The organism is Agarivorans sp. 2_MG-2023, assembly GCF_030548085.1.
GTDB lineage: Bacteria > Pseudomonadota > Gammaproteobacteria > Enterobacterales > Celerinatantimonadaceae > Agarivorans.
Window position 1 is genome coordinate 118,093 of sequence record NZ_JAUORQ010000006.1, and the last position, 25,419, is coordinate 143,511.

General features: G+C 45.3%; 23 protein-coding genes. 15 read left to right on the plus strand and 8 right to left on the minus strand.

What is annotated here, in order from left to right:
- Positions 1-75 precede the first annotated feature (75 nt).
- Complete coding sequence (gene tsaD, locus Q4549_RS10745) at positions 76-1,098, plus strand: tRNA (adenosine(37)-N6)-threonylcarbamoyltransferase complex transferase subunit TsaD (protein WP_303512126.1); 1,023 nt, start codon at positions 76-78, stop codon at positions 1,096-1,098.
- A gap of 75 nt (positions 1,099-1,173) precedes the next feature.
- Here tsaD and plsY read toward each other — a convergent pair whose 3' ends face one another.
- Entirely contained in the window at positions 1,174-1,764 is a 591-nt protein-coding gene (gene plsY / locus Q4549_RS10750; protein WP_303551705.1) for a glycerol-3-phosphate 1-O-acyltransferase PlsY, read from the minus strand.
- A gap of 124 nt (positions 1,765-1,888) precedes the next feature.
- On the opposite strand from plsY, the gene folB reads away from it, so the two are divergent.
- Genes folB through Q4549_RS10765 form a run of 3 tightly spaced genes read left to right on the plus strand, consistent with a single transcriptional unit; the run spans position 1,889 to position 3,566 of the window.
- Positions 1,889-2,254, plus strand: a complete 366-nt coding sequence (gene folB / locus Q4549_RS10755) for a dihydroneopterin aldolase (protein WP_303551702.1) — start codon at positions 1,889-1,891, stop codon at positions 2,252-2,254.
- A complete protein-coding gene (gene folK / locus Q4549_RS10760; protein WP_303551699.1) occupies positions 2,254-2,742 on the plus strand; it encodes a 2-amino-4-hydroxy-6-hydroxymethyldihydropteridine diphosphokinase in 489 nt (162 codons plus the stop codon). The genes folB and folK overlap by 1 nt, the downstream gene beginning before the upstream one ends.
- Positions 2,743-2,765: 23 nt before the next feature.
- Entirely contained in the window at positions 2,766-3,566 is an 801-nt protein-coding gene (locus tag Q4549_RS10765) for an undecaprenyl-diphosphate phosphatase (RefSeq protein ID WP_303551696.1), read from the plus strand.
- 64 nt (positions 3,567-3,630) lie between these two features.
- Here the strand turns inward: Q4549_RS10765 and Q4549_RS10770 are convergent, their stop codons facing one another.
- Positions 3,631-4,863, minus strand: a complete 1,233-nt coding sequence (locus Q4549_RS10770) for a multifunctional CCA addition/repair protein (protein ID WP_303551693.1) — start codon at positions 4,861-4,863, stop codon at positions 3,631-3,633.
- A 133-nt stretch (positions 4,864-4,996) separates the two neighbouring features.
- Here Q4549_RS10770 and Q4549_RS10775 point away from each other — a divergent pair, with 133 nt between their 5' ends.
- Together Q4549_RS10775 and Q4549_RS10780 are read left to right on the plus strand one after the other, a co-directional pair.
- Positions 4,997-6,628, plus strand: coding sequence for an ExeA family protein (locus Q4549_RS10775; RefSeq protein ID WP_303551691.1), 1,632 nt, complete (start codon positions 4,997-4,999; stop codon positions 6,626-6,628).
- Entirely contained in the window at positions 6,628-7,491 is an 864-nt protein-coding gene (locus Q4549_RS10780) for a general secretion pathway protein GspB (protein ID WP_303551689.1), read from the plus strand. The genes Q4549_RS10775 and Q4549_RS10780 overlap by 1 nt, the downstream gene beginning before the upstream one ends.
- A gap of 340 nt (positions 7,492-7,831) precedes the next feature.
- Here the strand turns inward: Q4549_RS10780 and Q4549_RS10785 are convergent, their stop codons facing one another.
- The 3 genes from Q4549_RS10785 to Q4549_RS10795 all read right to left on the minus strand — a co-directional run bounded on the left by Q4549_RS10785 (position 7,832) and on the right by Q4549_RS10795 (position 10,520).
- Positions 7,832-8,443: a TIGR04211 family SH3 domain-containing protein gene (locus Q4549_RS10785; protein WP_137674282.1), complete on the minus strand. Its 612-nt coding sequence runs from the start codon at positions 8,441-8,443 to the stop codon at positions 7,832-7,834.
- Between the two features lie 108 nt (positions 8,444-8,551).
- Positions 8,552-9,820, minus strand: a complete 1,269-nt coding sequence (locus Q4549_RS10790) for an inorganic phosphate transporter (RefSeq protein WP_137674281.1) — start codon at positions 9,818-9,820, stop codon at positions 8,552-8,554.
- A gap of 22 nt (positions 9,821-9,842) precedes the next feature.
- On the minus strand, positions 9,843-10,520 hold the full coding sequence (locus Q4549_RS10795) for a TIGR00153 family protein (protein WP_137674280.1): 678 nt from the start codon (positions 10,518-10,520) through the stop codon (positions 9,843-9,845).
- Between the two features lie 183 nt (positions 10,521-10,703).
- Between Q4549_RS10795 and Q4549_RS10800 the strand changes: the two genes are divergently transcribed.
- Positions 10,704-12,191 (plus strand): CYTH domain-containing protein, encoded by a 1,488-nt coding sequence (locus tag Q4549_RS10800; RefSeq protein WP_303551686.1) that lies wholly within the window; start codon positions 10,704-10,706, stop codon positions 12,189-12,191.
- Positions 12,192-12,194: 3 nt separating this feature from the next.
- Positions 12,195-12,962, plus strand: a complete 768-nt coding sequence (locus Q4549_RS10805; RefSeq protein ID WP_303551683.1) for a YdcF family protein — start codon at positions 12,195-12,197, stop codon at positions 12,960-12,962.
- Positions 12,963-12,979: 17 nt separating this feature from the next.
- Here Q4549_RS10805 and Q4549_RS10810 read toward each other — a convergent pair whose 3' ends face one another.
- On the minus strand, positions 12,980-13,726 hold the full coding sequence (locus Q4549_RS10810) for a potassium channel family protein (protein ID WP_303551681.1): 747 nt from the start codon (positions 13,724-13,726) through the stop codon (positions 12,980-12,982).
- Between the two features lie 226 nt (positions 13,727-13,952).
- Here Q4549_RS10810 and glnE point away from each other — a divergent pair, with 226 nt between their 5' ends.
- Positions 13,953-16,817, plus strand: coding sequence for a bifunctional [glutamate--ammonia ligase]-adenylyl-L-tyrosine phosphorylase/[glutamate--ammonia-ligase] adenylyltransferase (gene glnE / locus Q4549_RS10815; protein ID WP_303551678.1), 2,865 nt, complete (start codon positions 13,953-13,955; stop codon positions 16,815-16,817).
- A 60-nt stretch (positions 16,818-16,877) separates the two neighbouring features.
- Here the strand turns inward: glnE and lpxL are convergent, their stop codons facing one another.
- Entirely contained in the window at positions 16,878-17,804 is a 927-nt protein-coding gene (gene lpxL / locus Q4549_RS10820; protein WP_303551675.1) for an LpxL/LpxP family Kdo(2)-lipid IV(A) lauroyl/palmitoleoyl acyltransferase, read from the minus strand.
- Between the two features lie 118 nt (positions 17,805-17,922).
- On the opposite strand from lpxL, the gene hldE reads away from it, so the two are divergent.
- Positions 17,923-19,356 carry a bifunctional D-glycero-beta-D-manno-heptose-7-phosphate kinase/D-glycero-beta-D-manno-heptose 1-phosphate adenylyltransferase HldE gene (gene hldE, locus Q4549_RS10825; RefSeq protein WP_303551672.1) on the plus strand — a complete coding sequence of 478 codons (1,434 nt, stop codon included), beginning with the start codon at positions 17,923-17,925 and terminating at the stop codon, positions 19,354-19,356.
- 67 nt (positions 19,357-19,423) lie between these two features.
- On the opposite strand, the gene tolC is transcribed toward hldE, so the two are convergent.
- Positions 19,424-20,749 (minus strand): outer membrane channel protein TolC, encoded by a 1,326-nt coding sequence (gene tolC, locus Q4549_RS10830; RefSeq protein ID WP_303551670.1) that lies wholly within the window; start codon positions 20,747-20,749, stop codon positions 19,424-19,426.
- Between the two features lie 246 nt (positions 20,750-20,995).
- On the opposite strand from tolC, the gene nudF reads away from it, so the two are divergent.
- Genes nudF through parE form a run of 5 tightly spaced genes read left to right on the plus strand, consistent with a single transcriptional unit; the run spans position 20,996 to position 25,410 of the window.
- Positions 20,996-21,646, plus strand: a complete 651-nt coding sequence (gene nudF, locus Q4549_RS10835) for an ADP-ribose diphosphatase (RefSeq protein WP_303551668.1) — start codon at positions 20,996-20,998, stop codon at positions 21,644-21,646.
- Entirely contained in the window at positions 21,636-22,076 is a 441-nt protein-coding gene (locus tag Q4549_RS10840; RefSeq protein WP_336622623.1) for a DUF1249 domain-containing protein, read from the plus strand. Before nudF ends, Q4549_RS10840 begins: the two co-directional genes overlap by 11 nt.
- A 20-nt stretch (positions 22,077-22,096) precedes the next feature.
- Positions 22,097-22,921 (plus strand): 3',5'-cyclic-AMP phosphodiesterase, encoded by an 825-nt coding sequence (cpdA, locus tag Q4549_RS10845; protein ID WP_235836243.1) that lies wholly within the window; start codon positions 22,097-22,099, stop codon positions 22,919-22,921.
- The gene (locus Q4549_RS10850; protein WP_303551665.1) at positions 22,922-23,506 is read left to right on the plus strand and encodes a YqiA/YcfP family alpha/beta fold hydrolase; all 585 of its coding nucleotides are present in this window, start codon (positions 22,922-22,924) and stop codon (positions 23,504-23,506) included. It abuts the gene before it with no gap.
- Between the two features lie 11 nt (positions 23,507-23,517).
- Positions 23,518-25,410, plus strand: coding sequence for a DNA topoisomerase IV subunit B (gene parE, locus Q4549_RS10855; RefSeq protein ID WP_137674270.1), 1,893 nt, complete (start codon positions 23,518-23,520; stop codon positions 25,408-25,410).
- Positions 25,411-25,419 lie beyond the last annotated feature (9 nt).

Here is a 25,419-nt window from a genome sequence, read left to right on the forward strand (position 1 = left end):
GCTGCGATTTTAGGCCGGCTAAGTGGTTAATTTCTACAATACTTATGCCAGTAACCAAGCAGGAAAAGCAAGACTATGCGTGTACTAGGTATTGAAACATCGTGTGATGAAACCGGCGTGGCCATTTATGATGACCAGCAGGGCTTATTGGCAGATGTTCTATACAGTCAGGTAAAGCTGCATGCCGATTACGGCGGAGTGGTGCCTGAGTTAGCCTCTCGTGACCATATTCGAAAAACCATTCCTCTTATCAAAGAAGCAATGGAGCTCGCTAACTGTACGCCTGACGATATAGACGCGGTGACCTATACCGCGGGCCCTGGTTTAGTGGGCGCTTTGTTGGTGGGATCTCTCACTGCGCGCAGTATTGCCATGGCGTGGGGTAAACCAGCCGTACCGGTGCACCACATGGAAGGCCACTTGTTAGCGCCTATGTTGGAAGACAATCCGCCGGAGTTTCCTTTTTTAGCCTTGTTGGTGTCGGGTGGGCATACTTTACTAGTAGAAGTTGACGGTATTGGTGAATATCAAATTCTAGGTGAGTCTATTGATGATGCTGCCGGTGAAGCCTTTGACAAAACAGCCAAGTTGCTGGGTCTAGATTATCCGGGGGGCCCTGCACTTAGCCGCATGGCAGAAAAAGGCACGCCGGGTCGTTATAAGTTCCCACGACCAATGACCGACCGACCGGGTTTAGATATGAGTTTTTCGGGCTTAAAAACCTTTGCTAAAAACACCATTGATGCAGAGGGAAAAGATGAGCAAACCCAAGCCGATATTGCCTTGGCTTTTCAGCAGGCTTTGGTTGAAACCCTCATCATTAAATGCCGCCGCGCGTTAAAGCAAACCGGCCTGAAACGCTTGGTGATTGCAGGCGGAGTGAGTGCGAATAAGTCTTTACGTGAACAGCTGGGCGAACTGCTTGAGTCTCGTGGCGGTAAAGTGTTTTATCCTCGACCTGAGTTTTGTACCGATAACGGCGCTATGATCGCTTACGCTGGTATGCAACGTTTTAAAGCAGGGCAGACCGAAGGTTTATCGGTTAAAGCGATGCCGCGTTGGCCCTTAGATGAGTTACCGGCCGCTAAACCCTTGTAAGGTTTACATCTATCATCAATATTTAAGGCGCTGAATACAGCGCCTTTTTTATTGGTTTTTGTTCGCAAACATGACTTAGTCTTTATTAACCACTTTGCTTTCGGTGTGATTACGTAGACGGGTGATGTTGCTTTGGTGACGAATAATGATGAGGCAGGCTAACATAGCCACTGGCAGTGTATATTCAGGTTTAATTAGCCAAGTATAAAGAGGCGCTAAGCTGACGCTAATGATAGCCGCGAGAGACGAGTAGCCGCGTAACTTTAAAGTGATTAACCAAGTTATTACCAGCATTGCTGCTAGGTCTAAACCAATAGGTAACACCCCACCAAGCGCGGTAGCGACGCCTTTCCCCCCTTCAAAATGGAAAAAGATGGGGTACATATGGCCTAAACAAGCCGCTATGCCCACAAAACCCAATACGATAGGAGCAAGGCCCGCGTAATAGCCCAACCACACCGGTAGCGTGCCTTTTAGTAAGTCACAAAACAGTACTAATCCTGCTGGGAGTTTTCCGCCTAAACGGTAAACGTTGGTTGCGCCGGGGTTATTAGAGCCATGCTGGCGAGGGTCGGGTAGGCGGTAAATTCGGCAAATCAGTACAGCGCTGGAGATCGAACCCAGTAAATACGCTGCTGTGATAAAAAATAAACCGAGTAAACCCATTAGCTTAGAAGCATTCCACCCATTGCCGAATTGCGGTATTATCGCGCTCTTTCAAAGCTCAAATCATACGCTGTTTTTTTAGCTAAGGCTAATAAGCACGTTAACACTACAGCAGCCAAAAATTATGGATAAAGTATTTATTAAAGATCTCACTGTGCTCGCCACTATTGGTGCCTACGAGTGGGAAAAGCAAATCAAACAAAAGTTGTTAATTGATTTGGAAATGGCCTGGGATAATCGCCCGGCAGCCATGAGTGATGATTTGTCCCTCGCGCTCGACTATGCATCGGTAAGCCAAGCGGTGAGCGACTTAGTGACCCAGCAGCCACATGAGTTAGTGGAAACGGTAGCCGAAAAAGTGGCGGCGCTTATATTGAACAAATTTTCTGTTCCTTGGGTGAAAGTGACCATTAACAAGCCTGGTGCGGTGCCTTTTGCCAGTAATGTCGGTGTACAAATCGAGCGCAGCCAAGCGGATAGCCCTCAATAATGGCTGATATTTTTGTCGGGATTGGCAGTAATTTGGAGCGCGACCGTTATATTCGCCAAGGCGTTGAAGCGCTGCAGAAACAGTTTGGTGAGCTTGAATTAAGTCCGGTTTACGAAAGCCCAGCTTTAGGTTTTAGCGGTCCAGCTTTTTACAACTTGGTGGCCAAAATCTCTAGCCCTTTGTCTTTATTGGCAGTATTTGATGCCATTAAGCGGATTGAATTTGAGCACGGTAGAGCAATGGATGCGCAAAAGTACTCGTCACGCACCTTAGATATCGATATCCTCTTATATAACCAATTGGTGGTAGCTGCTCCCTGCGTGCTACCTAGAGCTGAGATTATAAAAAGTGCCTTTGTACTAAAACCGCTGGCAGATATAGCCGGAGATTTAGTACATCCAACACTTCATCAAACTTACACGCAACTATGGCAAGATTTTGATCATAGGAGCCAAGTTTTGACTCGGGTCGATTCTTTCAGTTTTTAATTTTTGTCAGCAAGGAACAATTAATGAGTACATTCGAAACCATTTTTTTGGCTTTGATCCAAGGTTTAACTGAGTTTCTCCCTATCTCTAGCTCGGCCCATCTAATCTTACCTTCGCAGATTTTTGGTTGGGACGACCAAGGTATTACCTTCGACGTAGCGGTGCATGTGGGAAGCTTGTTTGCGGTAATTTGCTACTTTCGAAAAGAAGTATGGGCAATGCTTAAAGCATGGCTTGGGTCGTTTGCCGGTAATCGTAGCCCAGAAGCTCTATTAGCTTGGTTAATTATTTTGGCCACTATTCCAGCAGTGATATTTGGTGGTTTGTTTAAATCATTGATTGAAGAGTACTTGCGCTCGGCTTACGTGATTGCGTCTACAACCATTATATTTGGTGCTTTGCTGTGGTGGGCAGACTCCCAATCAAAATTGATAAAAGATGAATACCAGATAGGCTGGAAACAAGCCTTGTTTGTGGGTTTTGCTCAGGCTATTGCCATTATTCCGGGTACTTCACGCAGTGGTATCACTATTACTGCTGGTTTAATGCTGGGTTTAACCCGCGAAGCGGCGGCGCGTTTTTCCTTCTTAATGTCGATTCCGGTGATCGTTGGCGCTTGCGTATTGATGGCTAAAGATATGGCCGAAACGCCAGTGGATATTGATTGGTCGGCAATGTCGCTAGGAATATTGGTGTCGTTTGTTAGTGCTTATTCTTGTATTCACTTGTTTATTAAGTGGGTGAACAAAGTAGGTATGAAGCCATTTGTTATTTACCGCTTAGCACTAGGTGTTGCGCTATTTGCCTTTTTAGCGCTTAGCTAAAAGCAGGTTTCTCAAAATGTAAAAAGCTAGCCAATGGGCTAGCTTTTTTTATTGCTTACGTTTGTTATTCGGCGAGGTAGCGCAGCTTTTCTTGTTTGATCAGCGCGACGCGCTGCTGATGTAGTTGCTCCCTTATCTCTGCGCCTTGGTAGCCGGCTTTTATAATGGCTTGCACGTTTACGCTATTAGCCACTTCAAGTTGTTTCAGTAGGTAGTCGTAAGCGGGGTAGTCATTATTCTCAAAACCTAAACGGCCGCGAATGTCTGCTACGCCAGCTTCCAGTATTTGAGTAAAGCGTTCAGGCTTGCGCCAAGCATCGCAGCGATCAAATAGCTTTAGTACGGTTTCTGGGCGCAGTTCTAGCGCGCTATGAATGGTGATGTGATGCTCTGCCACTAACAGCGCAAGATCGCGGTAGTCGTTGGGCACCTTTATTCGCTGGCAAAAGGCTTTTATTAATTTAAGGCCTTTGGGGCCGTGGCCGGGGTGCGAAGGCAGTTTTTCTTGGGACGTAAGTGCCTTACCATAGTCGTGGCAAAGTGCGGCAAAACGCACTTGATTACTGTAATTATGCTTGGCGCTTTGCTCTATCACCATCAGTGTATGAATACCGCTATCTATCTCGGGATGCCATTTAGGACTGGCGGGCACGCCAAACAAGTTGTGCAACTCTGGGAATAATATCTCTAGGGCGTTGGCGGCTTGTAGTACTTCAAAAAAGACTTGCGGTGACTCGCTGTGTAGGGCTTTTTCTAGCTCCATCCAAATGCGCTCTGGGGTTAAAAAGTTCAGTTCTCCTGAGTCAGCAATTTCTCGCATTAGAACGAGAGTGTCTTCGGCAACGCTAAAGCCCAGGTGATAAAAGCGCGCGGCAAAGCGGGCTACTCGTAATACCCGTAGTGGATCTTCCACAAAGGCTGGAGAAACATGGCGTAATAGCTTGGCGTGTAAATCAGCTTGGCCACCGTAAGGGTCTATTAACGCTCCACTTTCTGCGCGAGCGATGGCATTTACGGTAAGGTCGCGACGTAATAGGTCGTCTTCAAGGGTAACGTCTTCCGCGAAGTAACAACTAAAGCCGGTGTAACCAGAGCCTTGCTTTCGTTCGGTGCGGGCAAGTGCGTATTCTTGCTGCGAATGAGGGTGTAAAAATACCGGGAAGTCTTTTCCTACCTGCTTGTAGCCAAGTTGCAGCATTTGCTCAGGGCTAGCTCCCACTACTACGTGGTCACGGTCTTTAATGGGTAAACCTAGTAGTTGATCTCGTACTGCTCCGCCGACTAAATAGGTTTCCACTTATCACTCCTCGTTAAACTCAGTGCACAAACGCCTTGCGAGGAGGTATTATACACCGATAAATGCCCAAAAGGCTTGGATTGCCACTTTAAGATAAAGTGCAAACCATAATCGGCGAAAGGATAGCGGTTAAATGTATTTGGATTATTTTGGCTTAAAGGAAAATCCCTTTTCGATTGCGCCAAACCCTGACTTCTTGTTTATGAGTGAGCGCCACAAAGAAGCACTGGCTCACTTAACCTTTGGTTTAGGAGAAACCGGCGGCTTTGTATTGTTAACAGGCGAAGTGGGGACCGGTAAAACCACGGTATCTCGTGCCTTGTTAAAACAAGTTCCCGACAATACCCAAGTGGCTTTAGTCTTAAATCCGAGTCTTACCGAGTTAGAGTTGCTAGCCACAGTATGTGATGAACTCAACATTGACTACAACCATGACAACTTTACCCTAAAAAACTTTGGTGATGTGATTCGCCAGCGTTTACTCGAAAATCATTGGAATGGCGGCAACACTATGTTGCTGATTGACGAAGCTCAGCACCTTTCGGTAGAAGTGCTTGAGCAGCTTCGTTTGTTAACTAATTTTGAAACAGATACTCGTAAATTATTGCGGGTGGTGTTGATTGGCCAACCTGAGTTACAGCAAAAATTAAAACAACCAGAATTACGACAGCTAGCACAGCGTATTACCGCGCGTTACCACTTGTTACCACTAACCATAAACGAAGTAGAAGCATATATTCGCCATCGATTAATGGTTGCAGGTTGCCAACGGCCTTTGTTTCCTACTGCTGTTGTTAATCATGTATTTAAAGCCGCTGAGGGTATCCCTAGAGTTATTAATTTATTATGTGACCGCGCATTACTGGCTACGTTTGCGCGTGATCAAATGCAAGTAGACAAAAGCGCATTAGAGCAAGCTATTCAAGAAACTGCGCTGTCTGAACCTGAGAAAAACGTAAATACTAACTATTTGTATGTTGGGGCCGTATTGGGCTGTCTTGCTTTGGCCTTGGTGTTTTTGTATCAGCAGTGGCCACGTTCTCAACCTGAGGTTGCCGTTGATAATGCCGTTGTAGAAGCACCGCTTGAGCCTGTGGCTGCTAAACAAGAGCCAAAAGTTACGTTTGCCGATGTGGCTCCTGCTATTAGTAGCAATCAGGATCAGCTGCAAGAATGGCAAGAGTTACGAAAAAGTAATATTTTGCCAGGGAACTCTTGGCAACTCCTGCTGCGCGCTTGGGGTTACGATGTAGTGAGTGCCCAAGCGAATTGTAAGTTGGTGCCAAGTTTAGATTTGAAATGCCTTAGCTTAAGTGGCGGAGAGCGCATATTGCGCGGTATTAATTTACCTGCAGTGGTCGAGCTTGAAGATGGCGGTACGTATTTCTATGCTGTCATTCGCCATTGGGGGCCCAAAGTAGAATTATGGATAGGTGATCGTTCGTTAATGGTGACCGAACGATGGCTGAAGCGGCGTTGGAATGGCGAATTCCAAATACTATGGCAGCCACCAAGAGGCTATGACGGAATATTGAAACAAGGCAGTCAAGGTGATGCCGTATATTGGTTGGATCAAAGCTTGTCATTACTTCATGGGCAGCGGCCACGTAGAACATACATATTTGACGGCGAATTAAGCCGCCAAGTACAACGTTTTCAACAGCAGCAGAGCTTGAACGCAGACGGTATTGCCGGTGTATTCACCTTACTGCGTTTAAATGAACAAATATATGTAGACCAACCACGTTTGCTGGAGTTGAACTAATGTCGAGTATTCTAGACGCGCAGCGCCGCAATCAGCCTAACGAAGCAGTGGCATTAGTTGCTCCTCCGGCGGTTAGCTCTGCTTTACTGGTGGGGTTAAGTTCAGGTTTGTCGTTGGCACTTGCCGCTATTGCCTTTTTGCTATGGCAGCAATCTACCTCCGATACACTGGAAGCTGCTAGAGAGGCCGAGTTACAGCAAGTGATTAGCAAACCCGCGAAACCAACTGTTACTGTGGCTACCATTCCTGAGTTTGAGCTAGGCTTTGAGCTACGCCCTTTACCAAGCTCTGATGACTTAGAAAAAGTGGATTTGTTAGCGCTGCGCCAAGAAAAGTTTGAAGCGTTACTTGCGCACACGGAGTCACAACCTCAGATTCAATATCAACCACTAGCGCAAACGCCAAAGCAGCCAGTACAGCAAGCTGCATTGCCGGTTGAGGTTAAACCTGCAGCGACACCTAAGCCCCAAGCAGAAAAACAAACCACGACTGCCACAGTGGCTAATCCTACCGCTGAGAAAAATGCTACTGAAAAAGGCCTAGAGCAGCGATTTGCTGCTGCAGTGCAGGCCACTCAGGTGCTTGCTTGGAAAGATGAAGCAGACCCTACCAATTACGATACCGCACCAATGATGGGGGCATTAGCACCAGACGTACTAGCGCTAATTCCATCGCTTACTTTTAACTCCCATGTATTTTCATCCGACCCGACACGTCGTTATATCTCGCTTAATAATGTAGAGCTTGCTGAGGGGGATTTTGTGACTAAGAACATCGAATTAGTCGCGATTCGATTGGATGACATCGTGTTACGAGTAGCGGGTAATCTTTGCCGACTGAACGCGTTGTCTGATTGGGGATAGTCTCTCTGGTCTGCCAGCACAAAAAAGCCGCTTAAGCGGCTTTTTTTGTTTGGCGTAAACCTCGATAGCGACTATTTGCAAGGGTGAGCACTCGCCATGCTAATGCTTAGGTAGATGCAGTTCTTCCTCAGTAGTTTCTTAGGGGGGTAACTAGGCATAGGCATGGTGGTATAAAACTAGAATATGGTTTCAGTGGTTCCGAGTTGGCAATGGGGACGTTTAGTTATTGATTGCATGACACTCTCCAAAGTAAGTTTGAAAAGTGTCAACGCTATTTAGGACGGGTCAATGCAAATAAAAAAGGCGCTTAAAGCGCCTTTTTTATTGGTGTCGATAAGAATTACATCCACTGATTATCGCGTTTTTTACGACGAGGAATCATCGGCAGTAAAATACCTAGCACTAAACCGGCCGCAGCAACGCCAGCTCCGCGCATAAACCATTGCATTTGCACGGCTTCATCTTTGGTGTCTAGCTCATGCTGTATGGCAGCATTTTGATTAGTGATTTGATTCAACTGTTCGTTCAACTGGTCATTGTTTACTTGTAGTTGCTCAATCTGCTGTTGTTGAGTCTCGATTTGCTGAACACGCTCAGATGATGCATTACCACTGTCTTCTAATTGCTGTTTACGCGCGGTTTCACTTTTCTCTAATTGGGTTTTTATTTGCTCTAGTTGATTAGCAAGGCCAGGAGAACGGTTTAAGTATTTGGCTTCTACCCAACCTTCACGGCCGCCTTCCAATACAATTTTGGCGTATTTATTCTCTGCGTTGTAATCAGTTTGGTTAATTTTAGTACCCGCGTTAACACTGCCTACAATGCGAAACTGGTTGCTAGGACCTGCATGCATGAAAACGTATAAATCATCTGAAATGTAGCGAGTTTGTGCGATAGCAGGAAAGGTGAGGGCAAGCGATAAAAATGCAGCAGATAAAGTTCTTACAATCACGGCGTATCTCTTCGAGTTAGATAGTATTCGCCGTTAGTGTACGAAACAACGTTGCTAGTCTCAACCAGCAACGCTGTTAATGTGAGTAAAGTTAACTAGTTTTAGGGCTTATGAGCCAAAAATAGCCAACAATATGTAGTAGAACACGATAGATAGTGCTGCACCTGCAGGTAGTGTAACCACCCAAGATATTACAATACTACGTACTACACCTAGGTTAAGTGCAGCAATGCCTCGTGCCATGCCTACACCTAATACTGCACCCACAAGGGTTTGAGTAGTCGAAATGGGTAAGCCCGTGCCCGATGCCACAACAACGGTGGTGGCGGCAGCAAGTTCTGCAGCAAAACCACGGCTCGGTGTTAGGTGAGTAATGCCTTTACCAATAGTGGCAATTACGCGGCTACCAAACAAGGCTAAACCGGCCACAATACCTAAGCCACCTAGTGGTAAAATCCACCAAGCCAAGGCTGCTTTAGCGCCAATTTCACCGTTGTTGCTTACCACGCTGACTACAGCCGCCAAAGGACCAATAGCGTTGGCTACGTCGTTTGAGCCATGCGCAAACGCCATACAACAAGCAGTGATTACCATCAGTACCGCAAACACTTTTTCTACGTTTGTGTAGTGCATTTGACGATCAGCTTTAGGATCTGTTTTTAAGCGACTAATGATGACTTTACCGATAATCGCTACCACTAATCCAATCACTACTGCCCAAACGTAACCTTCAACACTGCTCATTTCTAAGCCGATGTGCTTAAGGCCTTTTTTGATCGTTACCAATGCCATCATAAAGCCGGCTAAGAACATGTAACCTGGTACATAGCGTTTAGCAGCATCTAGTGGATTTTCATTATCAAAAATAAGCTTTTGTGCGCTGACAAATATTAAGTAGGCGAAGACGCCGGAGATGGCTGGAGTGATAACCCAACTGCCAACAATGCCGCCAACTTTAGCCCATTCAACCGCTTCTGTGCCCACGCCTACAGCAGCAAAACCAACAATGGCGCCAATGATAGAGTGAGTAGTTGAAACTGGCCAACCGTTGTAAGACGCAATGAGTAACCAAGTACCTGCTGCTAACAACGCAGCGATCATACCGAATACTAATAGCTCAGGCGTGTTTACAAACGCACCTGAATCAATGATACCTTTACGTACCGTATTTGTTACCGCACCGCCGGCCAAGTAGGCTCCAGCGAATTCAAAAATCATTGCGATAATAATCGCTTGTTTGATGGTAATAGCGTTTGAGCCAACCGATGTACCCATAGCGTTAGCTACATCGTTAGCACCAATACCCCACGCCATTACAAAGCCAAACACGGCAGCAATGATGATTAACGTAGTGCCATAAGTTGCAAGAATTTCCATTGGAGTTACCTAGTAATTTTTGTTAGCGATAAATCATCAGTTCTAAGCGCGCGCCAACACGCTGCGCTTGGTCGGCCAATTCGCCGATAGCTTCAATGATGAAATAAAGGAACATTGCGTCGATAGGATCTAGTTTTTTTTCTATCTTTTGTAATTTACGACGAATTTTGATTTGCTGCGCGTCGGTATCGTCTTCGATAACATCGAGTTCGTGTACCATCTTTTTCACTAAATCTACTTCACGGCCTCTAAAGCCTGTTTCAAGTAAATCTTCTAGCTCGTTAATCGCATCTTTAGCTTTGCCGGTTGCTTCTAAGCAACGTGCTAAATAAGCCATAAACATTTCAGCCAGTTTCGGCGGTAACTCCATTTTACGACCTAACATACGGCCAGAAATATCTTTCGCTTTATTGGCAATTCTATCTTGGTGGGTAAGCAACTCTAATACGTCAGAACGTTCGATTGGCATAAAAATGCCGCCCGGTAAGTTCAAACGAATTTCGCGCTTCATGCGATCAGCTTCTTTTTCTAAGTTGGAAATGTCTCTGCGGCGCTTGGCTGCAGTCTTCCAATCTTTATCAAGTACAGCTTCGAAAAAGGGCACTAACACTTCACAGCATTCGTGCACTACATTGATATGCTCTTCTAGTGGTTTAATTGGCGATTTTGCAAACAAACCTAGAATTGTATTTCCGGACATAATCTGTGTTCCAATTAGCTATGCAAGGGATATATTTTTTGCGAGGCGCATGGTAACGTAGCCGAGTTCAGTTGCAAGCATTTATCTTATAATTTGTTGCTTTTAACTTGAGCTATATCAAAGGTTTTATATGCGTACTGAACAGAGGGAGCAGGTCGCTGCATCAGCAAACATGGATAAACCATGAACAATGAAATTGAAATCAAGCTCTTAGCTACGCCTCAATGCGCGTCAGTCTTACTCGCTCGGCTAAATCAGTATAGTGTGCTGCAAACCGAAGTGAAAACTCTCACCAGTGTTTATTTTGATACTGCCGACCATCAATTGATGCGTTGGGGGATGGGTTTGCGTATTCGCAGTGGTGATGGCGACAACGTACAAACCATTAAAACTGACGGTTTAGCGCTAGGTGGCTTACATCAGCGGCCAGAATACAACTGCGTAATTAACGCTAATAAGCCGCAACTCGCCTTGTTTGAACAAGTGGAATGGCCCGCTGGCACTGACCTCTCTCATATCGATACTCAGCTTTCCCCTCTATTTACTACAACGTTCGACAGGCAAACTTGGTTGGTAGATTTAGCCAACGATACCTTAATTGAAGTGGCTTTTGATCAGGGGGCTTTAACCGCCAGTGCTGAGCAAGAAGCCATTTGTGAAATTGAACTGGAGCTAGTGAAAGGGGATGTTAGCCAGTTATTTGAGTTGGCTAGCGACATCGCATCTATTGAAGGGCTGCGTTTAGCTAACATTAGTAAAGCGCAGCGCGGATATATGTTGGCCATGGCGCACCGCGATACAGTAAAACCGCTAACGGCGGTAAAAATCAGTGACGCTGAGAATAGTGCCGAGTGTTTAACCCGTATTTTCAGGTCTGCTCTGGCTCATTGGCAGTATCATGAACAGATATTTGTTGAACAGCGCAGCTTTGCGGCACTTGAGCAAGTTTCATTATCAGTACAAATGCTGTTTCAAGCTTGCAAAATGTTTAACGAGTTAGCGCTGGTAGAATGCTCTTGGCTTAAAGAGTTACGTTGGTTACGCCAGCAGCTATCTTGGCTTAATCAAGCCTCTAGTTTAAGCAAGCTCACCGCCGAGCGTGGCGCGTTTATTAAGAAGTTACCGCAGCAACGTTCTTTACTTAAATCTTTGCAAAAACAACAATTGGCATTACCACAATCAGACGACGTGATTACGCTTATTCACAGCGGACGATACTGTAGTTTAATGTTAAAAATTACCCGCTGGTTGTATCAAGCTAAATGGCAACATCATAAGCCGTTGCAAACTCACAACATGCAGCAGCTCGCTCAAGGCATGTTGCAAACCAGCTGGGATTATTTGCAACAGTCTGCGTTAGCGCAGCAGCAAGTTGATGCGGATATCTATATTAAACAAGCTACCAAACTAAGGCGTAACCTATTGGTTGGCATGTGTGTAGGGGAGCTGTTTGATCAAGAGCTACGTCAAGAATTTAGGCTGCCTTGGGTGGATATTTTATCTGGTATTGAAGAGTTAAGTTTGTTCAAACCTTTGCGCGAAATGCTGCCACAGCTAGACAGTGAACTACAGCAACCTATTGAGAAATGGGTTCACCGTAAAGAACAGTCTCTATTAAATGCCTTAGAGTTCTCTCGCCAACAAGCGTTGCAACAAGCCGTGTATTGGTAGCCTATGGACAGCTTTAGCTTTGCATTAAAAAAACTGCTTACGGTACTGGCGATGCCTAGCACCGCCCTATGGCTAATATTGTTGTTCGCCTTGGTGCTTTTGCTGATTGGCCGCAAAATGCTCGCTCGAAGCTTAATGGTTGTGTGTGTATTGCTCACCTTTTGTTTAAGCCTTTATCCGGTAAGCGGTGCACTGTTGTACCACTGGGAAAAGCAATATAACGCCCTGCATGAACTACCGCTTGATACGGAAATGATCGTAGTATTAGGCTGCTTGCATTACCAAGATGAAAACCAACCGCTGTCTAGCCAAGTATTGCCTTGTGGGGCTATTAAGGTGGTTGAAGCGGTGCGTTTATGGCGCCAGCAACCACAGGTGAAAATTTTGCTATCCGGCGGTGATAACGAAGGCGGTGGTGTACAACATGCCGATATGTTGGCCAAGCTTGCGATATCTTTAGGCGTTCCAGACTCAAAACTGGTTCGCAGTTATCAACTTAAAGACACTGCTGAGGAAGCCGCCAATGTTGCGCGGCGTTATCCAAATACTAACTTAACGCTTATTACTCAAGCCTCACATATGCCCAGAGCAATGCGCTTGTTTGCGATGCAAGGACTTTATCCAACCGCCGCACCTACTTATTATCAGGTGAAAAACTGGCATGCGGATTTAACTTGGCAAAGCTTTATTCCTCGCCTTAGTCATATCGCTAAGGCCGATACCGCCACTTACGAAGCGTTAGCCATGGCTTGGTTATCTATTCGCAGTTAATGTTTATCAGGCTTTAATTAGTCTTTAGTTTGCTGCAGTTGATTCAGCTGTTGTTGAATCTCGTTAAGTTGCTGCTGCAAGACGCGTTGTTCTTTTTGATGCTCTACCAACAGCAGCTCTATACGTACCTCTTTGTTGGTTTTACCGCGCATTAACAAGGCCGACATTAAGCCCGAAACCGCACCAAAAAAGCCTACGCCAGTTAATATCATCAAACCCGCTATGATTCTGCCAGCGTCAGATACTGGTACAAAATCGCCGTAACCTACGGTAGAAATGGTCACAATGGCCCACCATAGTGCTTCACCAGCACTGCTGATTTGTCCGTTCGCTTGGTCTTGTTCGGCCAATAGAATACCAATTGAGCCAAGCAAAATAATCACTAGCAGCGTGAATAAAATGCTAGCTAAGGTAGATTCGATACGTCGGTGTTTTAGGTTTTTGAGTAAATGACGCTGCTCAACGATGCCGCGGATAAGCTTGATGGCGTGGAAGAAGCGTAATAAACGTAAGGCTTCCACCATTGGAATACTCGCCAGTAAATCTATCCAGTGGTGTCTTAGGTAAATCAGTGGCGCTTTACTGCGAATGGCGCTAACAATAAAGTGACTAATAAACACCACGCAGATAAGAGAATCTAAATTGATTAACAGTGCTCGTAGTTGCGTATCAGCGGGATAAAAAAAGATACAGCTAACGATGACTATAGCGATGAGAGATAAGGATAACATCACAAGGTCAAAGGCATTGATGGTGGTTTTCATAAGGCAATCCTGAGGCGATTTGAGCAATAACATCTTCACTATACTGTAGTTTTGATAAGTGAGATTTAGCTTTATTAAAAATCGCCGTTTTTCAATTCACTATCGTGATAAACCGCATATAAAGCAGGGCTTTTTGAACCCGCTTACACTCTATGGTTATGCGCTTGTACTTAGTGATAAATCGTGATGATATTAAGTCAAATTTTGCATTCGGGTTTTCTTCATTATGGCCAATACTCTTCCCTTACCCAGCGAGCTTGCTACCTTAGCCTCTAAATCATGGGAGCGATTGATTGAGTTTGAACCCAGCTTGCTTGAACAGTTGAGCGAGCAGCAGCAAGCTCAAACACAAGCGGCTTTTGCGCTTAGTGATTTTATTGCTCGCAGCTGTATTAGCCAGCCCAGTATGCTGTTAGATATTTGGCAGCAGCAATTGCTTGATAGCCCACAAAATGAACAGCAACTGCGAGAGCAGCTATCAAGCGCGCTTGCAGAGCAAGTTAATGATGATGGCGCTAAAAAAGTGCTTCGCCAGTTCCGCCGTTTACAAATGGTGTTAATTGCTTGGCGAGATTTGCTGTTAGCGCAAGCGGTTAACCATAGCTTTGCACAAGTATCGGCGGTGGCTGATAGCTGCGTAGATTGCGCCAATCAATGGTTGTATCAACGTTGCTGTGCTGAATCGGGAACCCCAACAGACGAGCAGGGGAACGCACAGCCGCTAGTGGTGATTGGCATGGGCAAGTTAGGTGGGCGCGAGCTTAACTTTTCGTCAGACATCGATTTAATCTTCTGTTACCCAGAAAACGGCGAAACCCAAGGTGGGCGTCGTAGTATTGCTAACCAGCAGTTCTTTATTCGCATGGGACAGCGCTTAATTCAGCTTATTGACCAACCCACCCTAGATGGCTTTGTATTTCGAGTAGATATGCGTTTACGCCCCTTTGGTGAATCAGGGCCATTAGCGGTGAGTTATGCCGCTTTTGAGGATTATTACCAGCACCATGGTCGCGATTGGGAGCGCTACGCGATGGTTAAAGCGCGAGTGATTAATCAAGATTTGCGTTTCGACCAAGACATTCAAGCCATGCTTAAGCCTTATGTGTATCGTCGTTATATCGATTTCAGTGCGATTCAAGCGCTGCGCTCGATGAAAGCAATGATCAATTCAGAAATTCGCCGTAAAGGCTTGCGCGACAATATTAAATTAGGCTCCGGTGGGATTCGCGAAATTGAATTTATTGTACAGACCTTTCAGCTTATTCGTGGTGGTCGTGAGCCGGTATTGCAAACGCGCTCTTTGCTCACCGCACTTACTCAGCTTAGCGAACACGGTGAACTGACCGAAGCGCAAACCAATATGTTGCGAGAGCATTATTTGTATTTGCGCCAAGTAGAAAACATTCTCCAGCAAATAGACGACCAGCAAACGCAAACTTTGCCCGACAGTGAGTCAGACCAACAGCGAATTGCTTGGGTAATGGGCCATTCAACATGGGAAGCGTTTTATCAGCACCTTCAGCAGCGCTTAGGCGAAGTGAATGCTTGCTTCCAAAGCGCTATTGGTGAGGAGGAGCAAGAAGAGCACCAGGCAGGGCAAGAGTATGACGACCTGTGGCATTGTGGAGCTAACCGAGAAGACCTAGCCAGTTTAATGGGCAAGCATGTATGTAGCGAAACCGAACAAAAAGCTCGCGTAGAAACCATGTATCACTTTATGCACGCGGTAGAACATAGGCAAATTGGCCAGCGTGGCAGGCAAACATTAGAGCGGATGATGCCTAGCTTGCTACAGCAGTTGTTTGAACATCCAAAAACCAGCTTAGTATTGCCTCGGGTGATGGTATTGCTAGAGCGAATTTTATCGCGTACCGCTTATTTGGAGCTACTGGCAGAAAATCCCGCTTCCTTACAACAGTTGCTACGTTTATGTGCGGGTAGCGCCATGTTGGCAGAAAAACTGGCGAGCTTCCCCATACTGTTAGATGAGTTGTTAGACCCCGGTGTACTGTATAACCCCGCAAGTGAAGACAGTTACGGGCAGCAACTGCGCGAGTTTATGCTGCGTATTCCGCCTGATGACATGGAGCAGCAAATGGAAGCGCTGCGTCAGTTCAAGCAAATTCAACAATTACGGATCACCGCGGCGGATATCGCTGGAGCGCTCCCCTTGATGAAAGTAAGCGATCACTTAACTGCTGTAGCTGAAGTGATAGTGAATGCGGTGGTAGAGCAGGCTTGGAACCAAATGGTAGAGCGCCATGGCTATCCGTCGCAGTTAACCGAGCAACAACGTGGTTTTGCGGTAGTTGGCTATGGAAAAATAGGCGGCATTGAAACCGGCTATAGCTCAGACTTAGATTTGGTGTTTTTGCATAACAGTGACAGCAGTACCTATACCAACGGCGCTAAGCAAATCGACAGTAAACAGTTTTATTTGAAGCTTGCTCAGCGAATTATGCATTTGTTTAATACCCGCACAGCCTCAGGTGTGTTGTATGAGCTTGATATGCGCTTGCGTCCTTCTGGTGCCTCTGGCTTGTTAGTGTCGGCAATTGAAGCCTTTGAGCAATATCAGCTTACCGAAGCGTGGACATGGGAACATCAAGCGTTAGTGAGAGCGCGGGTAATTTATGGTGATGGTGAATTGGCCCAGGGCTTTGAGCAAGTACGTCGTAAGATTTTGGCCATCCCTAGAGATGCCAAAGACTTAGCCAAACAAGTTCAAGAAATGCGCAACAAGATGAAGGATCACCTCAGTCGAGAAACCGATGAATTGTTGGACTTGAAGCAATCTGCCGGAGGCATGGTAGATATCGAATTTATCGCTCAGTATTTGGTGTTATTGAATACTGAAAAGCACCCAGAGTTGAGCAAATGGACCGATAACGTACGAATATTTGAAAGCTGCGCCGAGCTTGGTTTATTGGAGGCTACGCAAGCCCAAGGTTTAACGCAGTGTTATTTAGATATTCGCGATGAATGTCATCGCTGTGGCTTACAAGGTGTGCCTCGTTTGGCCAACAAAGCTGAGTTTGAACTTGATTTGAGTATAGTGACTGACACTTGGCTGCAGTTGTTTACTCGCTAGTTGGCTCATTCCACAAGGGGATTCGAAAAAGGGCTTGCTGATTCAGCAAGCCCTTTTTATTTAGTAAACGCTTGATTCACCCGGTGGGCGAGATTTAAAGCGGCGGTGAATCCACATATATTGCTCAGGTGCACGCAAAATAGCCTTTTCTACTATTTGGTTAACGGTATGGGCGTCTTGCTCATCATTGCCACTTGGGTAGTTTTCTACAGCAGGTTCTATCACCAAGGTAAAGCCAGAGCCATCGTTGTTACGTAAGGCATAGGTAGGCAGAATTTGAACATTTTTTACTTTGGCTAAGGTGGCTGTACCGGTAATGGTGGCGGCTTTATCTTGAGCAAAAAACGGTACAAATACCGCTGCATGAGTACCGTAATCATGATCTGGTGCGTACCAAACGGCATTGTCGGTTCTTAGTGCTTTAATCATGCCGCGCACATCGGTGCGATCCACTAAGTATTTGTTGGATTTAGTGCGGCCGTGATACTGAAAGTACTCATATACGGCATTTTTATTGGGGCGGTAAATACCTACGCCGGGATCTAAAGTACCATAAGCACGGGCGTGGCTTTCTAAGGTCCAAAAGTGGGCACTAATTAACAAAATGCCGCCATCTTTTTCTCGCGCCTTGTTTAGGTGCTCAGCGCCTTCTACTTTAAAGTGCTTAGCAAACCGCCATTGTGGCCAAAACCACGCATTAGCGGTATCTACAACCGAGTGGCCTAAGTGCTTGAAGCAACCTTCTACTAATTGCTCGCGCTGCTCGGCGCTTTTGTCAGGGAAACAAATTTCTAGATTACGACGAGTGATATGAACTCGAGATTTGAGTAGCTTTTTAGCTAAGCGGCCAATGCCTAAACCTAAGTAATGCTGAATACGAAAAGGCAGCAGACTAATACTGAACATAAAGCCTATCAAGATCCAAGCGCCCCAGTTTTTAGGGTGAAGTGATGCTGCGCCGAGTTTAGGTGGAGATATTTTCGCCATATTTAACTTAGTTGTTGTAAGAATGTGTAAAGTCTACTGGATATCAAGAGATTATGCCGCAGACCATTAATTTAACTATGATAAACTGTTAGTAATTAATTATCGATGAGAGTGAACAATGAGAATTACCCTCCCTGAGTTTGCCCAAGCTAAGGTGCTAGTGGTTGGCGACGTAATGTTAGACCGCTACTGGCATGGACCTACCGGACGAATTTCACCTGAAGCACCGGTTCCAGTGGTTAAAGTTGAACAAATTGAAGAACGCCCAGGCGGGGCGGCGAACGTAGCATTGAATGCCGTGGCCTTAGGCGCTGGCTCAACCTTACTAGGCATGAGCGGTGAAGATGAAGCCGGGCTAGCCCTTGAGAACCAGTTGGCAACGGTTGGGGTAGAGTGTCAGTTCACTAAATTTGCGGATTACCCCACCATTACCAAGCTTCGCGTATTAAGCCGCCATCAGCAGCTTATTCGCTTAGATTTTGAAGAAAATTTTCATGAGGTCGACAGTAAAGATTTAACCGCCAGTTTTGCCGAGCAAGTAAAACAGCATCAAGTGGTTATTCTGTCTGACTACAACAAAGGCGCTTTGAATCGTGTCGGCGATTTAATTGCGTTAGCGCGTGAAGCAGGGGTACCAGTATTGGTAGACCCTAAAGGCAGTGCCTTTGATAAATATCGCGGCGCTACTTTGCTTACGCCTAACTACTCTGAATTTGAAGCGGTAGTGGGCCCGTGTAAAGACGACGATGAAATTATTAGTAAAGGCTTAGCACTAATTGAACAGCTTGATTTAGAAGCGCTATTGGTGACACGCAGCGAACACGGTATGACCTTAATTCGTAAAGGTGAAGCTGAACTACATTTAGCCGCGCTGGCCCAAGAGGTTTACGATGTTACCGGTGCCGGTGATACTGTTATCTCGACACTTGCTAGCTCTTTAGCAGCTGGCGCTAGCCTTGATGATGCTTGTGCTTTAGCCAATGCAGCGGCTGGGATTGTTGTTGGCAAGCTGGGTACGTCTACAGTATCTACCATTGAGCTGGCAAATGCCGTTTACGGTTCGCAAGAAACTGGCTTTGGTGTCTTAAGCGAGCAGCAACTTAAGTTTGCTTTAGAGGCCGCTAAACGCCGTGGTGAGACCGTGGTTATGACCAATGGCTGTTTCGACATTTTACATGCTGGTCACGTTTCTTACTTAAACCATGCTCGCACCTTAGGTGACCGTTTAATTGTCGCCGTAAATAACGATGATTCAGTTAAGCGCCTAAAAGGTGAAGGCCGCCCAGTAAACAGTGTCGATCGCCGTATGGCGGTATTAGCAGGTTTAGGGGCGGTAGATTGGGTGGTTGATTTTAGTGAAGATACCCCACAACGCTTAATTGCTAACTTGTTACCAGACTTATTGGTAAAAGGAGGCGATTACAAGCCAGAAGAGATCGCCGGTGGTGAAGAAGTGATTGCCAATGGCGGACAAGTAAAAGTACTTAATTTTGAAGACGGTTGCTCAACCTCAGAAATCATTAAGTCTATTCGTCAAAATCAAATAGATTAACTGTTTTTTTAAATACTAAAAAGGCGCCAATTGGCGCCTTTTTTACTTTCTGAACATGCTACTCAGTTTATTGAGCAGGCATTAAACCAGAGTTAACCAACACTACGTCTTCTTCGGTTAGCGTACCAGCAGCTTGTTTTAGCGCTAGCATGTTAAGAATGTAGTCGTAACGAGCATTTGATAAATCGCTTTTCGCTGAGTAAAGGTTACGAGTAGCGTCTTGTACGTCAACAATAGTACGAGTACCTACTTCGAAACCCGCTTCGGTGGCTTCTAATGCACTTTGCGAAGATACCACGGTTTGCTCAAAAGCTTTCACCGAACCAATACTTGCGCTTACGTTATTCACTACTGAGTTAACAGTACTTTGAACAGTACGGTAAGTTTGCTCTAGCGCTTCAGAAGACGCAATGTAGCTAAACTGCGCTTGTCTTACTTGAGAATCAATACTGCCACCTAGGTAGATAGGCCAGTTAAACTCAAGGCCAATATTACCTGCATTGTTACTGCCGCCTTGGGTGGCATCGTACAGGTCGTTACCATATTGATTGTTGTCGTAACCAATACCAGCCGTTAGATCTAGCGTTGGCAAATGACCGCTTTGTGCGAGTTCAATTTGCTCTTGGGCGATTTCTTTAGAGATACGCTGAGCGTTTAGCTCTAAGTTACGGTCGGTAGCGGTTGCTAACCAAAAATCAGAACCTTGCTCTAACGCATTTGGCTCAAAACGTTGGGTATTTAAAACATTGAGTTCGCGGTGCTCTAAACCAGTTAGCTCACGCAAATCTTCGTAGCTGTTTGACAGATCGTTACGCGCCTGAATCTCTTGGGCTAAAGTACGGTCATATTCAGCTTGCGCTTCGTGTACGTCGGTAATCGCAGTTAAACCAACATTAAAACGCTGTTTAGTTTGCTCTAACTGACGGCCAACCGCGGTTTTGTTAGCTTCAACAAAGCTTACGTTGTCTATGGCGCGCAGTACATTGAAGTAAGCGTTGCTTACACGGATGATGAGGCTTTGTACGTCATTACCATAAACTGCTTCTACTCGCGTCGCATTCTTCTCAGAAATACTAAGGCTGGTCCAGTTGGTTTTAGAATATAGCGACTGGCTTAAACCTACAGAGGCATTAGTATTGGTAATACTGTCGATATTGTCATTGCTTGTGGTGGTGTACTTAGCACCCGCACCAAAACCAATTTGCGGTAATAATGATGCGCGAGACTCGGTAATTTGCTCAAAGGCGATGTCGCGCTGAGCTTTACTTTGCAAAATTACAGGATCTTTTTCTTGGGCTAGTTGATAAATTTGCAATAAATCATCAGCTTGAGCTTGAAAAGCTAAAGAGCTTACTCCACAAGCTAGTATTAACGATTTGATTTTGAGCTTCATTACGCCTTTCCTTTGGTCGCTAGTGTATGTAGCGATGTTGATACGGAGTGAGTTAGTTTGATTTAGGAACAAAAGTCCTTGGTTTAAAACTAACATTTGCTAATTAATGCTAGTCTATACCAGCTTTATTTGTAGAGTAAGACCTAGATATCAAAGAAAAACCACTAATTTAAAGCAATTTGATATTTCAGCAATATATTCTGACGCATTATATACCAATCGTTACAAAAAGGAGACTAAGTTCGTATGCCTAAGCCACACACTGGTAGTCAGTTTTCTCATGATGATGTAGAAATCCAATCAGTTGAAGATGTATATCAAGGTTTCTTCAAGTTACAACGCTATACTCTGCGCCACCGTTTATACCAAGGCGGGTGGAGCAATTGGATGACTCGAGAAATGATGGATCGTGGTCATGCTGCGGGCATTTTGTTGTTTGATCCTAAATTGGACCAAGTGGTACTGGTAGAACAGTTTCGTATTGGTGCGGTAGAAACCGGTGTCAGCCCTTGGTTGCTGGAAATTGTCGCTGGCATGTTAGATAGCGGCCAGCCGCCATTAGAAGTAGCCGTTCGCGAAGCCGAAGAAGAAGCTGGACTTAACGTGGCGCGAGTTATTTCGTGTAATAGTTTTTTACCTGGAGCGGGTGGTTTGAGCGAACGGATTCACCTCTATATTGGTGAAGTAGATTCAAGCCATGCTGGTGGTGTACATGGTTTAGATAACGAAAACGAAGACATATTGGTTAAAGTGATCAGTCGTGAACAGGCCTTTGAGTGGGTGCAAACGGGCGTTATTGATAACGCTGCCGCTGTGATTGCTATTCAATGGTTGCAGCTCAATTTGCAGAAAGTGATGCAGCAATGGCAGAATGATGGCGACGGTGATGGCCAATAAGGGAAGGCCCTCTAACTATCGGGTTAATCTTGACCAATTAATGCAGCTTTATGCGGCTAATTACACTTTGATGACTCGATTGTTTCCAGCCTCTTTAGAGGTAGGGGAAAGTTTACGTTTGATCCCCAAAGTCGGTGAAGACTACTTATTAGAAAGTAAAGAGTTGACTCGATATACTGCTTTATACGAAATTAGGCAGGCCACTTCCCAAGCGTATAATTATTTGCAACCGCAACTGTTAGTGCGTTTGTACCACGATGCGCGGTTGGCGGAAGTGTGTGCTAGTCAGCAGATTTATAAGCTAAAACCAAGGTATGATTACCCGAATAAAAAGATGCATCACCAAGATGAAAAGCATCAAACAAATCAGTTTCTTAATGACTGGTTGGTATTTTGTATAAAACAGCGGATTAAAGTTGAGTTTGCATAGTCAAACTACAAGAAAAGATTGTGGCATTTACTAAATTAGATATAAATACAGCAGAAGATGGCAACGTGCGCTTATTGCAAGTTACCGACACCCACTTGTTTGCTGATGACCAAACTGGCTTGCTGGGTGTAAATACTAGCGACAGCTTTAGTGCAGTTTTAGATAACGTAAAAAGTGAACAGATCCCCTTCGATTATATTCTCGCCACTGGCGATTTATCTCAAGATCATACCAAACGTTCATATCAACGCTTTGCTGAAAAAGTCGCAGAGCTAGAGCGCCCAAGTTTTTGGTTACCGGGTAATCACGATTTACAAGCTAACATGCAAACCCTAGCGCAATATGGGGTGTTAACGTCAAAGCAACTGATAAGCGAGCATTGGCAAGTGATTATGCTGGATACCCAAGTTGAAGGCGAACCTCACGGGGTGATGAGCCAGCAGCAGTTAGATGACTTGGCAGAAGCGTTAGCAGAATATCCAGATAAACATGTATTGATAGCAATGCATCACCAAGCCATTCCGGTGGGCAGCAATTGGTTAGATCAGCATAACTTAAAAAACGCGGAACAGTTTTTCGCGGTGATTGCTGATTACCCTAATGTTCGCGGTGTTATTTTTGGCCACGTACATCAAAACTACGAATTTCAGTTTGACGGTGTGGCGTTTATTGCAACCCCTAGCACCTGCATCCAATTTCTACCTTTATCGGCAAACTTCGCATTAGATCATCAACAGCCAGGCTGGCGTTATTTGCAGCTTACGCCTGAAGGGCGGATTGCCACTAGACTGCGCCGTTTACCTGAACGAAGCTTTCTTCCCGACCCAAAGTCCAAAGGTTACTGAGTGGAACTGCCTTCAGTCCTACTTTATCTACACGGCTTTAATAGCTCGCCTAACTCCGCAAAAGCACTCGCCATGGCGAGCTTCTTGGAAGACAATCATTCTGATATTCAGTTTGTGTGCCCGCAGTTGGCTTGTTATCCCATGGAGGCATGGCAACAAATTGAAGGCTTACTTACCCAGTACCAAAATAGGCTCATAGGTGTGGTTGGCAGCTCACTCGGAGGTTTTTTAGCCACTCGAGTCGCCCAATCAACTGGCGTGCCTGCGGTATTGATTAATCCAGCGGTAAAACCTTATAACTTGCTTAAAGATTTTTTAGGCGAACAAACTAACCCTTATACTCAGCAAACATACTGCTTAGAAGAACAACACATAGAGCAGTTAAAGCAACTGGAAGTCAGCCAACTAAGCTGTCAGCAGCGGCTCTGGGTGATGTTACAAACAGCAGATGAAGTACTGGACTTTAACCTAGCTGTCACTGAGTATAATGGGGCAACTTTCACTATTGAAGAGGGTGGAGACCACAGCTTTCAAGGCTTTGAGCAATATTGTGGTGACATTCTCGACTTTTTGGCACGCAGGTAACGATTTCTATCATGGCTGATCAATATAATTCAGACTCAATTGAGGTATTAAGTGGTTTAGACCCGGTAAAACGCCGCCCTGGCATGTATACCGATACCACTCGCCCCAACCACTTAGCCCAAGAAGTTATAGACAACAGTGTTGATGAAGCACTCGCTGGCCATGCTCGCTCAATTACTGTCACCTTGTTTGAAGACCAATCAATTGAAGTTGTTGATGATGGTCGTGGTATGCCCACCGATGTTCACCCAGAAGAAAAGGTGAGTGGCGTAGAGCTTATTTTTACTCGCTTGCACGCTGGTGGTAAATTTAGCAACGACAACTACCAGTTTTCAGGTGGTTTGCACGGTGTGGGTATTTCGGTGGTAAACGCCTTGTCTTCACGTGTCGAGGTGCAGGTACGCCGTGATAGCCAAGTATTTGAAATGGCGTTTGAAAATGGCGATAAAGTTGAAGAGTTAACAGTAACGGGCACCGTTGGTAAACGAAATACCGGTACTCGAGTGCGCTTTTGGCCCACAGCTAGTTATTTCGATAGCCCTAAATTTTCTGTGTCGCGGTTGCGTCATTTGTTGCGTGCGAAAGCAGTATTGTGCCCTGGCCTTAACATTAAATTTGTCGATAAAGTTAATAAACAAAACGACGAATGGTATTACGAAGATGGCTTAAAGGACTACCTAAGCCAATCCTTTAAAGATTTTATTAGCTTACCTGAAGACCCATTCACTGGCGCTTTTTCTAGTAAAGATGAAGCGGTAGATTGGGCGGTAAGTTGGTTACCCGAAGGTGGAGACAGCATTACCGAAAGTTACGTGAATCTTATCCCCACGGCTCAAGGTGGTACTCACGTAAATGGTTTGCGCCAAGGTTTGTTAGACGCCATGCGAGAGTTCTGTGAATTCCGTAATATTTTGCCACGAGGCCTTAAACTCACGCCCGACGATGTGTGGGATCGTTGTTGTTACGTGCTGTCGGTAAAAATGCAAGATCCTCAGTTCGCTGGCCAAACCAAAGAGCGCTTATCGTCACGACAATCCGCTGCCTTTGTATCGGGTATTGTTAAAGATGCCTTTAGCCTGTGGCTAAATACCCATACCGACCAAGCAGAATTGTTGGCCGAAGTATTTATTAGTAATGCTCAGCGCCGAATCCGTTCGACTAAAAAAATTGCCCGTAAAAAGGTGACTTCTGGGCCTGCTTTACCTGGCAAATTAACCGACTGTACTAGCCAAGATCCTTTAAAAGGTGAATTGTTCTTAGTAGAGGGTGATTCTGCTGGTGGCAGTGCCAAGCAAGCGCGCGAGCGAGAAATTCAAGCAGTTATGCCGCTGCGCGGAAAAATTCTTAATACTTGGGAAGTTGATGCCAGTGAAGTATTAGCCTCACAAGAAGTACACGATATATCGGTAGCCATTGGCATTGATCCCGACAGTACTGATTTAAGCGGTTTACGCTACGGGAAAATATGTATTCTGGCGGATGCCGACTCCGATGGTTTACACATCGCCACCTTGCTGTGTGCTTTGTTTATGATGCATTTTCGAGCTCTAGTTGAGCAAGGACACATTTATGTAGCGATGCCGCCTTTGTACAGAATTGATGTAGGCAAAGAAGTTTTTTACGCCCTTGATGAAGATGAAAAGCAAGGCATTTTGGATAGGATTGAAGCCGAGAAGAAACGCGGTAAAGTTAACGTACAGCGCTTTAAAGGTTTGGGTGAGATGAATCCTTTGCAGTTGCGCGAAACCACCATGGATCCAAATACGCGTCGATTGGTGCAGTTAACCGTTGAAGAAGAACAACCAACCTTGCAGCTAATGGACATGCTGCTGGCGAAGAAGCGCTCGGGTGACCGTAAACAATGGTTAGAAGAGAAAGGCAATATGGCCTCAGATTTGGTATAGGGAATTATT